The 15199-nt window shown below is 60.8% G+C and carries 12 protein-coding genes and 2 pseudogenes; 7 read left to right on the forward strand and 7 right to left on the reverse strand.

The window, feature by feature from the left end; translation table 11 throughout:
* The first annotated feature begins 11 nt into the window (after window positions 1-11).
* Window positions 12-2162, forward strand: coding sequence for a lipase family protein (locus ACEN2T_RS09980; RefSeq protein WP_442116637.1), 2151 nt, complete (start codon window positions 12-14; stop codon window positions 2160-2162).
* A gap of 9 nt (window positions 2163-2171) precedes the next feature.
* Here ACEN2T_RS09980 and codA read toward each other — a convergent pair whose 3' ends face one another.
* The 5 genes from codA to ACEN2T_RS10005 form a co-directional block, all read right to left on the reverse strand.
* Window positions 2172-3407, reverse strand: coding sequence for a cytosine deaminase (gene codA / locus ACEN2T_RS09985; RefSeq protein ID WP_442116638.1), 1236 nt, complete (start codon window positions 3405-3407; stop codon window positions 2172-2174).
* A 27-nt stretch (window positions 3408-3434) separates the two neighbouring features.
* The gene (locus ACEN2T_RS09990) at window positions 3435-4640 is read right to left on the reverse strand and encodes a PucR family transcriptional regulator (RefSeq protein ID WP_095186459.1); all 1206 of its coding nucleotides are present in this window, start codon (window positions 4638-4640) and stop codon (window positions 3435-3437) included.
* Entirely contained in the window at window positions 4637-5905 is a 1269-nt protein-coding gene (gene codB, locus ACEN2T_RS09995; RefSeq protein ID WP_122681507.1) for a cytosine permease, read from the reverse strand. The genes ACEN2T_RS09990 and codB overlap by 4 nt, the downstream gene beginning before the upstream one ends.
* Before the next feature lie 328 nt (window positions 5906-6233).
* Window positions 6234-6590, reverse strand: coding sequence for a 6-carboxytetrahydropterin synthase QueD (gene queD / locus ACEN2T_RS10000; protein WP_003173033.1), 357 nt, complete (start codon window positions 6588-6590; stop codon window positions 6234-6236).
* 76 nt (window positions 6591-6666) lie between these two features.
* Window positions 6667-7746, reverse strand: coding sequence for a patatin-like phospholipase family protein (locus ACEN2T_RS10005; protein ID WP_442116639.1), 1080 nt, complete (start codon window positions 7744-7746; stop codon window positions 6667-6669).
* Between the two features lie 158 nt (window positions 7747-7904).
* Here ACEN2T_RS10005 and ACEN2T_RS10010 point away from each other — a divergent pair, with 158 nt between their 5' ends.
* The 4 genes from ACEN2T_RS10010 to ACEN2T_RS10025 are packed head-to-tail and all read left to right on the forward strand — an operon-like array spanning window position 7905 to window position 10535.
* The gene (locus tag ACEN2T_RS10010) at window positions 7905-8207 is read left to right on the forward strand and encodes a PepSY domain-containing protein (RefSeq protein ID WP_032886703.1); all 303 of its coding nucleotides are present in this window, start codon (window positions 7905-7907) and stop codon (window positions 8205-8207) included.
* On the forward strand, window positions 8207-8518 hold the full coding sequence (locus ACEN2T_RS10015; protein WP_032886701.1) for a PepSY domain-containing protein: 312 nt from the start codon (window positions 8207-8209) through the stop codon (window positions 8516-8518). Before ACEN2T_RS10010 ends, ACEN2T_RS10015 begins: the two co-directional genes overlap by 1 nt.
* Window positions 8518-9186: a response regulator transcription factor gene (locus tag ACEN2T_RS10020; RefSeq protein WP_032886699.1), complete on the forward strand. Its 669-nt coding sequence runs from the start codon at window positions 8518-8520 to the stop codon at window positions 9184-9186. Before ACEN2T_RS10015 ends, ACEN2T_RS10020 begins: the two co-directional genes overlap by 1 nt.
* On the forward strand, window positions 9183-10535 hold the full coding sequence (locus tag ACEN2T_RS10025) for a sensor histidine kinase (protein ID WP_032886697.1): 1353 nt from the start codon (window positions 9183-9185) through the stop codon (window positions 10533-10535). Before ACEN2T_RS10020 ends, ACEN2T_RS10025 begins: the two co-directional genes overlap by 4 nt.
* Before the next feature lie 13 nt (window positions 10536-10548).
* Here ACEN2T_RS10025 and ACEN2T_RS10030 read toward each other — a convergent pair whose 3' ends face one another.
* Both ACEN2T_RS10030 and ACEN2T_RS10035 read right to left on the reverse strand, forming a co-directional pair.
* The gene (locus tag ACEN2T_RS10030) at window positions 10549-11304 is read right to left on the reverse strand and encodes a methyl-accepting chemotaxis protein (protein ID WP_442116735.1); all 756 of its coding nucleotides are present in this window, start codon (window positions 11302-11304) and stop codon (window positions 10549-10551) included.
* Window positions 11305-11406: 102 nt separating this feature from the next.
* A pseudogene (locus ACEN2T_RS10035) lies at window positions 11407-12723 on the reverse strand (HAMP domain-containing protein); the annotation flags it as partial.
* 212 nt (window positions 12724-12935) lie between these two features.
* On the opposite strand from ACEN2T_RS10035, the gene ACEN2T_RS10040 reads away from it, so the two are divergent.
* Window positions 12936-14255, forward strand: coding sequence for a Na+/H+ antiporter family protein (locus ACEN2T_RS10040; RefSeq protein WP_164444902.1), 1320 nt, complete (start codon window positions 12936-12938; stop codon window positions 14253-14255).
* Window positions 14256-14316: 61 nt separating this feature from the next.
* Window positions 14317-15138, forward strand: a pseudogene (locus ACEN2T_RS10045) (cache domain-containing protein); the annotation flags it as partial.
* Between the last annotated feature and the right edge of the window lie 61 nt (window positions 15139-15199).

The following is a 15199-nucleotide window of genomic DNA, read 5'->3' on the forward strand; positions in this document are numbered from 1 at the left end:
GATATCCAGGCATGACGATGGAGCAATGGAAGCAACCTTTTTTTAATGAAAATATGCCTGCCTGTGCGTTGAGTGGTGGCAGTTTGAGTTTTTGCCTAGTAGATGAATCAGGCGATGGGCAAGTTTATGGTGGGCTCAAATATGAAGTTTTTGACAGCGCTGGGAAAGGATACAAAGGGCATTTAAACGGAGATGGTGTTGCACGTATACACGGGCAATGCCGTGGTCCTGTCGTGCTGGTTTTCGATGCTGAATATAAGGCAACGGGCTCCTTTTATTCGACATTGCAGGAGCGAGAAAAATATCCATTACCCATCACCGACCTTCAAGTCAGAGCTGAGCAAACGCATTTTTTAAATCCTAATGGCAAGCGAGCCGAGCGTAATCACTCGCGTCATAAAGGCGATCAGTTTTATCAAGTCGAAGTGAGCGACTTGGTTCGTCACATTGCCCACCTACCCCCTGTAGCACCTTCAGCCCATCGCCCCCAACGCCACGCCCTAAAAATGATGGCAGACCTCGGCTTCGGTCCACCTCAGCCAGCCTTGTTCGGGGTCGTGCTCTTCCCCAACAACCACACCGTTCTTGAAGTACGTCCGCTTCGAGCCTTGCGCCCAATGCTTTCCACTCAAGACGATTTCTGTGCCTTGAACCTGTACCAGTTGGCATTGTTTGCATCACTGAGTTATTGCAACTTCGGTCAGGTGCCGCCGGAGAAACCCCAGGATGAAGTGCGTTTTCCGCTAGACCCAAGTGTCGGAAATCTATTTGCTGAGCAGCTTTCAGGGCATCAGGAAGCGTGGCGGGTTGATCCGGAGCAAACACAGCGTTTCTATCCACTCTATGAGGAAGTCCCGTACTCCAGGCGCTTCGAAATCCTGCCCTTTGATCCTGCGTTATACCCACAGAATCGCCCGGAACTGGGGGATGAACAGGAACACCCCGCGCGCTTGCATTTCTTCGATGACGAAAAAGGCGGCACTGATACCCAGGCGTTCATCACTCACCACGATGAGGTAATTCTGATAGCGGTGCGAGGCACTGCCAGTTCAGCTGATGGGTTGCGAGATGCCAACGCCCACCAGGTGCTTTTCGCGGAGGGTGTTGGCAAGGCGCATGAAGGGTTTTATCTGGCATACCAAGCGGTGCGTGATTTCGTACTACGCTACCTTGATCAGTTTCACACCGGCCAGCGCATTGTGATTTGTGGCCACAGCCTGGGCGGCGCGATTGCGTTGCTCCTGGCTGAAGGGTTACGTCGAATTCCCGATGCCAATTACAACGTCCTCCTTTACACCTACGGCGCTCCCCGCGCCGCCGACTCCGAGTTCACTCGCGGCGCATCCACGCTGGTCCACCATCGCATCGTCAACCACAACGACCCCGTTCCCAGCGTCCCTGCGCCCTGGATGAATACCACCGCCAAGCTCTGGATCCCTGGCGCCGTCACGCTATTCAGCGCGCCCACCGCAGGTGGTCTGCTGTTCGCAGCCGGCTTGGTACGTATTGGCGGCAATCCTTACCAACATCATGGCGAGCAGCAGCACTTTATGCCGATCATGCTCCCGGATGGCACGCATTCGTCGGTATTGTGGAAGCCTGGTTGTGAGTCCATCGAAGAGGCTGGTCACAGTCGAGCGTTGCAAGTGCGAGGTGACATGCCCGACCGCGAAGGTTTGATCAGGCAACTGGTGCAATACAAACAGCACTTCATGACCGCCAGCTACATCCCTGCTGCCTGGGCGACGTTGCGGCGCTGGCAACAAGCTTTGGATAGCAACGGCCCTCTGGTGACCCAGCGCGAGTTTGAACTGCTCGACCATGCCCTGGCGACCATGCGCAAACAACTGCAAGACAAGCGGCGTGAACTCACCCGACATCGCCCGACCAACGCACGGTCCTATGAATATCACGAGCCCTTGAATGCCGAGATCGACCGCCTGCACACCAGTCGCGAACGCCTGCAAACCCTGCGTTGGCGTCGCCTCGATGCCCGTGATATCTACGGGAGCCACGCCCACTCTGCAGCGCTGCCGCCGAGCCTGAAGCGCTGGTTTCGTCATCGTGAAAACCAGGCACTGCCTCAGGTCGCCAGTATCCCTCCCGCCACGCCAAGCGAGCTGGGGAGGGCGCAACCGCTGGATATCGACTCAGTCGTATGATCCCCGTGCTTACACAAACTCCACCTGCGCGGGCTGGCGCTTCATCAACACCTTGCCGTTGCGAATCGAGTACAGCGGTAGTCCTTGGCTGCGAATCACCTCGTAGTCGCTGTCCGCCGAGAGGATCAACAAATTGGCTGGGCGTCCAGGCTCAAGGCCGTAGCGATCCCCCAGGGCCATGGCCTTGGCGCTGTTGTCGGTCACCAGGTCGAGTGCGCTTTGCAGGTTGCGGTAGCCGAGCATGTGGCAGATGTGCAAACCGGCTTCGAGCACCCGCAGGATGTTGCCGTTGCCGAGCGGGTACCAGGGATCGACGATGGAGTCCTGTCCGAAGCACACGTTCATGCCCGCTTCGAGCAGTTCGTTGACCCGCGTGACACCTCGCCGTTTCGGGAAACTGTCGAAGCGGCCTTGCAGGTGGATGCTTTCGGTCGGGCACGAGACGAAGCTGATACCGGAGTGGCCCAGCAGGCGGAACAACTTGGCGCAGTAGGCATTGTCGTAGGAACCCATGGCCGTTGTGTGGCTGGCCGTGACGCGGGCACCCATGCCGCGGCTGCGGGCTTCTTCGGCCAGCACTTCGAGGAAGCGCGAATGGGGGTCGTCGGTTTCGTCGCAATGCACGTCCACCAGGCAACCGGTGCGCTCTGCCAGGTCCATCAGGAATTTCACAGAACTCACGCCTTGGTCGCGAGTGTATTCAAAGTGGGGGATGCCGCCGATCACGTCGGCGCCCAGGCGGATGGCTTCTTCCATGAGCTCGCGGCCGTTGCGGTACGACTCGATGCCTTCTTGAGGGAAGGCGACGATTTGCAGGTCGATCAGGTGCGTGCTTTCTTCGCGCACTTGCAGCATGGCCTTGAGCGCCGTGAGGTCGGGGTCGGTCACGTCGACATGCGTGCGTACGTGCTGGATGCCGTGGGCTGCAAGGGACTGGATAGTTTTCTTGGCACGGGTCCAGGTGTCTTCCTCGGTGATGGTGGCTTTGCGTTCTCCCCAGCACTCGATGCCTTCGAACAGGGTGCCGCTCATGTTCCAACGTGGTTCGCCAGCGGTAAGAGTGGCGTCAAGGTGGATATGGGGTTCGACGAAGGGCGGGATTACCAGATTGCCAGCGGCATCCAGGTCGCCAGCCTTCATGACGGGTGGCGTCGCTTGTGGGGTGATGCTGGCGATCCGGCCGTTTTCCAGGTGCAGATCATGCAGGCCTTCACGGTTGCGCAGGCGGGCGTTGATGATGTGCATGAGCAAGTTCCTCTTGGCTAAAAACAATCAGGCAGACAGCCGCCAGATCATCAGGGCAATGCCGATGTCCAGGCGGTCATATGAATTATCCAGCGTCAGCCCGCACAGGGCTTCGATGCGCTGGATGCGGTGGGTCAGGGTATTGCGGTGTACGGCCAGGCGCTGGGCGGCGGCCATCAGGTTACCATTCTCGTGAAACCAGGCTTCCAGGGTCGGCATCAGGCTGGGGCCATGGTGCAGGTCGTGGCGCAGCAACGGGCCGAGGCGCTCATTGAGAAATTGGTCGAGCAGGGCGCGATCACGCACGCCGCTGAGCAACTTGAGCACGCCCAATTCGTCATACACGCACAATCCGGCCCGCTCGCTGAACCGTCGCGCGGCGGCCAGGGCCTGGCGCGCTTCATCCTGTGCTTGAGCCAGGCGCTCGGCCGGATGGCGCGCCGCGCTCAAGCCGATAAATAGCTTGAGGGGTGCCAGGCGCAGGTTCAGGGGCTTCAGCCACTGGGCCAATTGCTGACGGTTGGCCGAGGCCGCGCCAGCGTCCGGCGCCGGTAGCAACAGGGTCCATTGTCCGGCCCGCCCGAGTATCGGCAGCGCGGTCGACAACTGACGCAAGCGGCGACTGATTGCATCGTGCTGTCGGGCCAGTTGCGCCTCCACCCGCGTCGCGTCGTCTTGGGCGAACAGCAATTCACTGCCTTCCAGTTGCAATTGCACAATTTGCCAATGCCCCGCCAGGGACATGCCCAATTGCACAGCGCGGTGCAGCAGCAGATCCAGGGATTGATAGTCACCGGTCAGCAAGCGCTCCAGCACATCATGGCGTGAGCGCCCCAGCTGTTCGGACTGAATCAGTGCGGAGCCGATAGCCTGGGTCACCAGTACCATTTTCAACGAATAAGGCTGTTCGATCAGTGGCATGCCGGCGGCTTCGGCGGCGTCGAGTAAACGCTGGGGGATCGCCTGGATATATGCCGGCCCGGTAAGAATCACCAATCCGGCGACCTGGCGCTGACACGCTTCGTCCAGCAGTTGCAGCAGATTGGCTTCATCCCGTGGGTGGTTGATGCCGGTGACGAACACCAGTTCGCCGCCCAGTACCCACTCGGCGATCCCGCTGTTTTCCGCCACGTACGGCCAGCGAACGCGGTTATCCAGGCTGGCTTCACCGGCCCGCAGGCGCATGGATTCCAGCCCGGGCAGGGCCAGTACGTCGGCGAGGGTCAGGCTCATGCCTGGGCGTCAGCCAGCGGTACACGCACGCGTAGTACGGCGGTCAGCGCGATGTAGGTCAGTGACGCGGCAGCGATCCCCACCAACGGCGCGACCCAGGGTGAGTTGAATGCCAGCACGGTGCCCACCGCATACGCCACCAGCCCTGGCCAGTTGAACGCCGGCAGACGCGCTTCAGCCAGGCGCGGGTATTGGCCGCGATAGCGGTAGAAGAAGTCCGCCATGATGACGCCACCAATGGGTGGGATCACCGTGCCCAGGAGGATCAGGTAGGGCACCAGCATGTCGTACATGCCGAGCAGCGCCAGCAACGTGCCGATCACCGCACCAGCCAGGGTCACGGTTTTCCGGCGTTTGGTGCGCAGCAGATTGCAGCCGGCCACGGCGAAGTTATAAATGGTGTTGTCCTGAGTGCTCCAAATGTTGAGCAGTAACATGGCCATCGCCGCCATGGCAAAGCCTTGCAGCAGCAATACTTCCACCACGTCCGGTTGCTGATAGACGATGGCGCCATAGGCCCCGATCAACACCATCAGGCCATTGCCGATAAAGAAACCGATCAGGCTGGCCAGCACCGCCACCCTGGCTGAGCGTGAAAACCGCGTCCAGTTGGTGGCCTGGGTCGCGCCACTGACAAAGGTGCCGAACACCAGGGTGATTGCCGTCGACAAGTCCAGTTCAGCGGTCGGCACCACCGCCAGCAACCCGTCCAGCCCGCCGATTTTCATCGTGGCGACCCACATCGACAAAAACAGCAACAGGCCCATGGCCGGCACCGCGATGTAGGACAAAATCTCCAACCCGCGATAGCCCACGTAGGCTGTCGCGCAGAACACCAGGCCGAACAGCACCATCAAGGCCAGCACACTGCCCTGGCTCAGCTCGAAATATTTACCCAGCACCACGGCAGCAGTGGCGGTGCCCCAGGCGTACCAGCCGATTTGGGTGAAACCGAGGATCAAGTCGCTGAGTTTGCTGCCCACTTCGCCGAAGCAGAATCGCCCCATCAGCACCGAGTTCAAACCACTCTTGAAGGCAATGTAGCCCAGGCCTGCGGCGTAAATACCCAGCAGCAGGTTACCCAGGGCCACCACGCCGAGCATGTCGGTGAAGCTGAACGCTACTCCCAGCTTGCCGCCGGCAAACATGGTCGCGGTAAAAAACGTAAAGCCCAACAGCACCATGGCGGTTGACGCCAGGCCCTTGCGCGCATGCATGGGGACTTCGCTTAAAGGGTAATCATTGCCCGTTTCTTGCTGCGTCATGTGCCTTGCTCCCTGAATGAGTGACGAGGCCTATTGCACCGCGCGTGCCAAATCCGAAGCAGTGACGGGCGCACGGCGGCGGCTGTGCACGGTGCACAGTATTTATAGCCAAACAGGGGCGACGCGCAGAAAAGAATGTTCGCTGTGCCCAGTCGGGCACGAAAGCAGTGCAGGGGGTGATACAAAATGGATCAGTCGGACAGCGTGTGTGATCGCAGGGCTTGAGTCCGGCCGTCGGCGCAAGTGCTCCTTACCGTCGGGAAGCGTGGCTGTAAGTGAGGCAGCCACAAAAAAACCACCGCATGGGTGGTTTTTTCACATCGCTGGCTTACTCGCCGCGATAGATACAGCCGCTGGTGCAGGTCTCATGGATGCGAATTGCGCTGAGTTCCGGCAGCAGTGGTTTCAGTTCATTCCAGATCCACTTGGCCAGCACTTCGCTGGTTGGGTTTTCCAGGCCTGGGATGTCATTGAGGTAGTTGTGGTCGAGGCGTTCATAGAGTGGCTTGAAAATCGCCTTGATCTCCGAGAAGTCGCGAATCCAGCCGGTGTGGGGATCCAGGTCGCCGCTCAGGTGAATCGCCACCTTGAACGAATGCCCATGCAGGCGCCCGCATTTGTGGCCATCCGGCACGTGCGGCAGGCGGTGGGCGGATTCGAAGGTAAACTCTTTGAAGATTTCCACAGTATTTTCAGCTCGGTCAGGTATCTGGCAGGCGGCGAGTTTAACAGCTTGATCACGCGCCGCGCATACCGCTGGGTCAAAGCGCCTGCAAGCGCTCGCCCAGGCCTCCGTTATCCGCCAGTTGCAGAAACTCATCCCCCAACCGCTGGCTCTCGCTCATCGCGGTTTGCCAGTACTTATTGCGGCTTTTGTCGTCGCCCAAAAAGCGTTTGAAATCGCTGCGGTCCGGCAGTTTGCCGTGGGGCAGGCGGGCCAGGTAGTCCTTGGACGGCGCCAGCAGCAACACGTCCTGCAATCCCTGCTGATTGCTGCGCCGCCATGGCAGCCCTTTGTCGAACCAGCCGGGGATCACCCGATCGGTAAAGTGCGGGTACAGCACGATGTCATCGCCGTGGTAGGGCAGGTCAAGGTGGTAGTCCAGCAGGCCGCCGTCGCGGTAGGTGCCAGCGCCTGCGCCGGGCAGGTCGCGCACGCCTTGCATCACCATCGGGATCGAGCCCGACGCCAGAAGTGCCTGGCGCAGGTTGCCTGCATCCAGTTCAAGAAACCGCGATGGGAAATCCTTCAGTGGATGCACCGGTGGCAGTTGGCGCGGGTCATGGATGATCAACCGTTCGAAATGCCGCGACAGCCGCGCGCGGCCGCGCAGGTTGTCGGCGATCACCGTTGACAGGCCCAGACCCAGGCGCCCGCGATGGTCGTCGGCAAGCAGGCCGTGGCTTTTGACCACCATGATATTCAGGCGATAGTCGGGATTGTCCAGTACGCGTGCATCGCGGCCGGCCAGTAGGTCGTCGAGCATGCGCTGGCAGCTCTGGGTGACCTCGGCCATGGTCACGCCTTTGGCAAAGCGCTGCTCGTTGTACAAGCGGCCGAGATCCAGCAGGCCTTGCACCGGGTTGGGCAGGCAGGCGCTGGCAAAGCGCCAGGAACCGATGGATGCGCCTATCAGCGCCCGCTCCCGTGGTGCGCGGGGCAGCCAGTCGCCGAACAGCGCCAAGTCCAGGCCCTGGATGCCCAAAGCCTTGGGGCCGCCAGCCGCACCGGGGAGGATGCCTACGTCGGCAGGCTTAAGGCCTTGTTCGCGGATGCGGGCGAGGGCGCGCGTGCCGGCCTTGAGGGTCAGGGCGGGAAACTTGATGTGAATGGCTGTCATACCGGTCTCTGTTGAAGCGAGCGGGGCAGTATAGGAAATCTCGCGGGTTGTGGGAAAAGGCCTTTCCCGAAATTGCCATGGTGGCAATTCAGTTTCAGTTAAGTTGCGGCATATACCGTGGCTGGCGTAGGACTAACTTCGTGTTATGGAGACTTATCATGAAACGCCTCACTGCTCTGGTCGCCGCCGCTATCATCGCCTCCGCGGCGTCCCAGGCCGGAGCCGTGGACCCCGACAAGCCACTGACCGTGCCCGCCACTGTTACAATTGTCGCCTTTGACCAACTGGAAGCCACGGCCCTGGCCCTGCACCCCGGTTCGACGCTGCTGGACACCGATCTGGACGAGGCGTATGGCAAGTACGTCTACGAGGTTGAGTTGGAAGATCGCCACGGCATTGAATGGGATGTTGAATTGGACGCGCTCACCGGGCAGGTTCTCAAGAATCATCAGGATACGTAATGAAGGTAAATTTACGCGCCGGCAGTCGAGTGGCGTTGGTGCTGGTGGTGTTCTGCTCAGGTTTGCAGGCCCGCGATCTCAACCAGGACGAAGCCCTCGCGCTGCGCCAGCAGGGGGTGATCCTGCCGCTGGAGCAACTGTTGCAGCAGGCCATGGCGCGGTATCCCGGCTCCCGTTTGCTGGAAGCCGAGCTTGAGAAAAAACACGGCCAATATGCCTACGAAGTGGAGTTGGTGACCACCGAAGGTGTGGTACGTGAGATTAAACTCGACGCCACCAACGGTGTACTGATCAAAGACGAGGAAGACTGATGCGCCTGCTCCTGGTGGAAGACAACGTACCCCTGGCCGATGAATTGTTGGCCGGCCTACAGCGCCAGGGCTATGCCGTCGACTGGCTGGCCGACGGCCGCGACGCTGCTTACCAGGGCCGCAGCGAACCCTACGACCTGATCATCCTCGACCTCGGCCTGCCCGGTTTACCCGGCCTTGAGGTGCTGGCGCAATGGCGTGCAGCCGCGTTGGCCACTCCGGTGCTCGTTCTTACCGCCCGCGATTCGTGGGCAGAACGGATCGAAGGGCTCAAGGCCGGTGCCGACGACTACCTGAGTAAACCCTTTCACCCCGAAGAACTGCACCTGCGCATCCAGGCGCTGTTGCGCCGTTCCCACGGCCAGGCCAACCAGCCCACCTTGCAGGCCGCCGGGCTGCACCTGGACGAAGGTCGCCAATGCGTACTGCGCGACGGTGACGAGATCCAACTGACCGCCGCCGAATTCCGCCTGTTGCGCTACTTCATGCTGCACCCCGAACAGATCCTGTCGAAAAGCCACCTGGCTGAGCACTTGTATGACGGCGAGACAGAGCGCGATTCCAACGTACTGGAAGTCCACGTCAATCACCTGCGCCGCAAATTGGGGCGCAGCGTGATCGAAACCCGGCGCGGCCAGGGTTACCGCTTTGGCGCCAGCCCTGCATGAAGTCGATTCAACGCCGCCTCAGCCTGGGGTTGATCAGTGTGATGGTGATCGTCGGCCTGGTGTTGGCGCAAACCAGTCTGTGGTTGTTCGAAGCCGGTTTGCAGCGCTACCTGGAAGCGGGGTTGCGCAACGACGCTGAAAACCTGTTGGTGGCGCTGGTGCGCGGGCCCAACGGCGTACAGTTGGATGAGCAGCGCCTCTCGCCGGCCTATCAGCGGCCGTTTTCCGGGCATTACTTCCGTATCGATTTTGCTGACACCCATTGGCGTTCCCGTTCGCTGTGGGATCAGGAGTTGCCCCGACTGCCCGAAGTGGGGCTCAAGGGCAACCTGCAACTGGGCCCGGAAGGCCAGCAGTTGCTGGTATTGCGCTCGGACTACAAACGCTTTGGCCAATCAATTTCCATCAGCGTGGCTCAGGACTACACACCCGTGCGGGAAAGCTTCCGGCTGATGCGTCAGATCGGTCTGGTGCTGGGGTTGGCGGCGTTGCTGCTGGTATTGATCCTGCAGCGGGTCACCGTACGTCGCGCCTTGCGCCCGCTGGAAACCGCCCGCAACCAGATCGCCCAATTGCAGCAGGGCCAGCGCTCGCAACTCGACACCCAAGTGCCGTTGGAGCTGGAGCCGCTGGTGGCGCAGATCAACCACCTGCTGGCCCACACCGAAGACAGCCTCAAGCGCTCACGCAATGCCCTCGGCAACCTGGGCCATGCCCTCAAAACCCCGCTGGCGGTGCTGTTGAGCGCTGCGTCGAGCGAGGCGCTCAAGGATCACCCTAAACTGAGCAAACTCTTGCGTGAGCAGTTGGAGCAGGTTCAACAGCGCCTCAACCGTGAGCTCAACCGCGCACGCCTGGCCGGCGAAACCTTGCCGGGCGCCTTGTTCGACTGTGAAAAAGAACTGCCCGGTTTGCTGGCCACCCTGAACATGGTCCATGGCGAGCACCTGGACCTCAGTTACCACGCGGCCCCAGGCTTGCAATTGCCTTGGGACCGGGAAGACCTATTGGAACTGCTCGGCAACCTGCTGGACAACGCCTGCAAATGGGCGGATGCCGATGTGCGGCTGAATATCAGTGAAACCGCCAACAGCTACCTGCTGGTGGTTGAGGATGACGGCCCCGGTATCCCCGAAACCCAGCGCGATCAGGTATTCAGCCGTGGCACACGCCTGGATGAGCAGATTGATGGCCATGGTTTGGGGCTGGGGATCGTGCGGGATATCGTCGAGGTGTGGGGCGGGGTGTTGCAGTTGCAGGAAAGCGAGCTGGGCGGGCTCAAGGTGCTGATCGAATTGCCCTGTGGAAGGGGCGGTGCGACGATTCGACCGGCTCCCTCCCACATTTGACCCCCTTCAACCCTCAGACGCGGAACTGGTCCATCAACCCCTGTTGCTGATTCGCCAGGCTGTTCAACGCCTGGCTCACCCGCGCCGATTCATTGGCTTGTTCCGACAACGACTCGGTCACATCGCGAATGGTTGCCACGTTGTTGTTGATCTCCTCGGCCACCGCGCTTTGCTCTTCGGCGGCGCTGGCGATCTGCAGGTTCATGTCGCTGATCACTGTGACCGCATCGCCAATCTGGCGCAGGGCCGTCACGGCTTGGCCGACCTGTTCGACACTGCCCTGCGCCTGGCGAAAACTGTTGCCCATGGAACCGACTACATCCTCGGTGCCGCTTTGCAGTTGCTCAATCACCAGGCGGGTTTCTTCCACCGATTCCTGGGTGCGCCGCGCAAGGTTGCGCACTTCATCCGCCACCACCGCAAAGCCACGACCAGCCTCACCGGCGCGGGCGGCTTCGATGGCTGCGTTGAGCGCCAGCAGGTTGGTCTGCTCGGCAATGCCGCGAATCACTTCAAGCACCGAGCCGATTTTCTCGCTATTGGCGGCCAGGCCTTCGACCTGGGCCATGGCCGTGCTCATATCCGCCGCCAGGTGGCCGATGTTGGTGGTGGTTTGGTCGATCACGGTCAGGCCGTCGCGGGTGGCCTGGTCGGCATCGCGTGCGGCTTGCGCGGCCTGGGCCGCGCTGCGTGCGACGTCCTGGGCGGTAGCACTCATTTCGTGGGAGGCGGTAGCCACCTGGTCGACCTGGCGGTACTGCTGTTCCATGCCGGCGCTGGTCTGCGTGGCAATCGCGGCGGATTGGTCGGCGGTGCCACGAGCGTCCTGCACCGAGCGTTTCACTTCGGCAATGATCGGCTGCAGCTTGTCGAGGAAACGGTTGAACCAGCCCGCGAGCTGCCCCAATTCATCCTTCTTGTCGTAGGCCAGGCGACGTGTCAGGTCGCCTTCGCCGCTGGCGATGTCTTCGAGCATGTGTGCCACGCCGAGGATCGGTCGCGTCACGCTGCGGGCCATCAGCCATACCAGGATCAGACCGATCACCGCGGCCAGCAGGCCCAGGCCCAGTTCCAGCAACGTGCCACGCGCGTTGTCGGCATCCAATTGCGCCTTCAGTGCTTCGGCTGGGCCGACCAAGACTTTTTCCGGCACATCCAGCAATACGCCCCACAGCTTGCCGTCGGGGATCGGCGCGAACGGCGCCAGCACCTTGAGCTGAAGGTCGGTGCGCAGGCTGCGGATCTGTGGGCCGCTGGCCAATGCACTGAGCACTTTAGGGCCGCTGACGGTGTCGACTTGATCCAGGCGTTTGCTTAATTGAGTGGCATCCGCACTGTAGCCGGCGAGCAAACCGGTGGAGCTGAGGATGCTCACCTGGGTCTGGCCGTCGTACAGTTTTTTGCTGGCCTGTTGGCTCACGGCCTGGAGGCTGTTGAGGTTGATGTCCACCGACAGCGACGCGATGACTTTGCCGTTGACCATCAGCGGGAACACGATGCTAGTCATCAGCACGTTCTGGCCGTTGATCATATAAAAGTAGGGTTCGATCACGCATGGCTTGAGGGTGGTGCGTGGGCAGGTGAACCAGGCGTTTGCCGGTTCACCGCTGGGGCCGATGCTGGTGTCGGCCATGTCGCTTTCAGGCAGCGCCATCGAGGTGAGTGTGCCCGGAGTCGGCTGAGACCAGTACAGGGCGAAGCGGCCCTTGTTGTTACTGCCCAGCTCCGCCTGATCGGCGAACAACTCGTCCTTGCCGTCCAGCGCGTTGGCTTCAAACACCAGGGACAAACCCAGCAAGTCCGGGTTGGCCTGCAGCGCGGCCTTGACCTGGCGGGTCAGGTCTTCGCGGGTGTCGAAGGCATCGAGGAAGCGCTTTTCGGCCTGTTCGCGCAGGAACAGGACCTGACGGGAAAAACCGTGGCCGTATTGGTAGGCATCCATGAACTGGCGACGAATACCCAGCGCCTGCGCTTCGCCCTGGGCTTCGATGCGTGCCTGGGCGGAGGTGTTGAGCATCTGCATGCTGGACGCCTGGACCTGCTCCGAGCTTTGCGCCATGCGATACAGCGACAAACCCACCAGTAGGGTCACGATCCCTAGCAGGCAAAGACCGGCGAGCAGGGTGATTTTCCATTGAATGGAGAGCTGCCTGAGCGACATCGGGACATCCTTAACCTGAAAGCACATAGAGTCAGTTTATCGGCCGCTGTGAAGGCTTCTTTATTCAAACAATCAATTTAAATCTGAAATCGGTGTCGTTTTTTGACATGTAGCCCTACCTGCTGCAAAGTGCGCGCCCTCTAATAAGACCTCCTTAAAGCCTGCACGCGGGTCGCCAGCCAATGGCCACCTGGGCGCAGGCATGCCTGTTTTTTATGTTTCTGCTTGAGGTAACCATGATTAACGCAGTCATCGCCGCGGTCGGTACCATGCTGGTGCTCAGCCTGTCCCGCGTGCATGTGGTCATCGCCATCATTGTCGGCGCCCTGGTGGGCGGGTTGACCGGTGGCCTGGGCATCGAAGCCACGCTCAAAGCCTTCAACGGCGGTTTGGGCGGCGGCGCGACCGTGGCGTTGTCCTACGCATTGCTCGGCGCTTTCGCGGTGGCGATTGCCAAGTCAGGCCTGGCCCACGCCCTGGCGGACAAGGCGCTGTTGCTGGTCGACCGCCAGGAAGCCAGCGGCGGCAGCCACGTCAAATGGCTGTTGATCGGCCTGCTGTGGGCAGTCGCGATTGCATCGCAGAACATCCTGCCGATCCACATTGCGTTTATCCCGCTGCTGGTGCCGCCACTGTTGTACGTGCTGACCAAGCTGCAACTGGACCGCCGCCTTGTTGCCTGCGTGATGACCTTCGGCCTGATCACCCCCTACATGTTCCTGCCGGTGGGCTTCGGCAACATCTTCCTTAACCAGATCCTGCTGGCCAATGTGGCCAACAGTGGGGTGGACATCAGTCAGGTCAACGTGACCCACGCCATGAGCCTGCCCGCCCTGGGCATGGTGGTTGGCTTGTTGGTGGCGGTGTTTATCAGCTACCGCAAAAAGCGCGTGTATGACCTGGAAAAAATCGAGCGGGTCGAGCAAGTGGCGGTGCAGTACAACCCGCTGACCCTGATGGTGGCCGGCGTGGCGATTGCCTCGGCGTTCATCATTCAACTGTGGCTGGACTCGATGATCATCGGCGCTTTGGCTGGCTTCCTTATCTTCTCGGTGTCGGGGATTGTGCGCTGGCGCGACACCGACGACCTGTTCACCGAAGGCATGAAGATGATGGCTATGATCGGCTTCATCATGATTGCGTCCTCAGGCTTTGCCGAGGTGCTCAAGGCCACCGGCGACGTGCGCTCGCTGGTGGAAACCTCGGCGGCGTTCATCGGCCACAGCCGTGGGGTCGGTGCGTTGTTGATGTTGCTGGTGGGCCTGTTGGTGACCATGGGCATCGGCTCGTCGTTTTCCACGGTGCCGATCCTTGCCGCGATTTTTGTGCCGCTGTGTGTGCAGTTGGGCTTCAGCCCGATGGCCATCGTGTGCATCGTCGGTACGGCGGGGGCGCTGGGCGACGCCGGTTCACCGGCGTCGGACTCAACACTCGGTCCGACCTCCGGCCTGAATATCGACGGGCAGCATCACCATATCTGGGACACCGTGGTGCCGACATTCCTGCACTACAACATCCCGTTGCTGGCATTTGGCTGGTTTGCGGCGATGACGCTCTGATCTACAGATTCATTGACGTTGGTCGATAACCTCTCAAGTCGCCTAATAAGAGAGAAAAGCCATGCGTCTGAATTTGAAGGCCAAAGTACTGTCCCTCGCGATCGTGCCGGTGCTGCTGTTTGCCGTGGTGATCAGCCTGACCACCGTATGGATCCTCCAGGGGCAGGCGCGCAACGAGGTGGATGAAACCCGCCAGCGCCTGCTCAACGACGCCAAGGCCACTCTGCAAAGTTATGTAGAAGTGGCCATGACCACCATCAAGCCGCTTTACGACGCTGCCGCACCTGGCGACACAGCGGCGCGCGCCGAGGTGGTCAAGCTGCTGTCCAACACCCGCTACGGCAAGGACGGTTACTTCTTCGGCTACGACTCCGAGACCATCCGCCTGTTCAAGGGCAACAGCCCCGACGGCGTGGGCAAGAGTTTCAAGGACAACCGTGACCCCAACGGCGTCTACGTCAACCGCGACTTGGTCAAGGTCGGTAAGGACGGCAGCCACTACCTGCAATACAGCTCCACCCAACCCGGCCAGACCGAACTGGTGCCCAAGCTCGGCTACACCGAATACCTGCCCAAGTGGGACATGGTCATCGGTACCTCGGTGAACCTGGACGGCATCGAAGCCCAGGTGGCAGTGGTCGAGGCCAAGGTAGAAAAGCGCATGGAAGGCGTGTTGCTGAGCATCCTTGGCGTGGCCGCGGTGGTGCTGTTGGTGATTGCCGCCGTGGGCATGCTGCTGGCCAATACCATCCTGCGTCCGCTGCACCTGATGAAAGCCAACCTTGATGACATTGCGGCCGGTGAAGGCGACTTGACCCGCCGCCTGGCCATCACCAGTCAGGATGAGTTGGGCGAGCTGGCCGGCGCGTTTAACCGGTTTGTCGACAAGATCCACGGCCTGGTGCGCCAGATCACCGAAATGACCGCGCAACTGACCGGGCTGG

Source organism: Pseudomonas sp. W22_MBD1_FP4 (assembly GCF_052113765.1).
GTDB classification, from domain to species: domain Bacteria; phylum Pseudomonadota; class Gammaproteobacteria; order Pseudomonadales; family Pseudomonadaceae; genus Aquipseudomonas; species Aquipseudomonas sivasensis.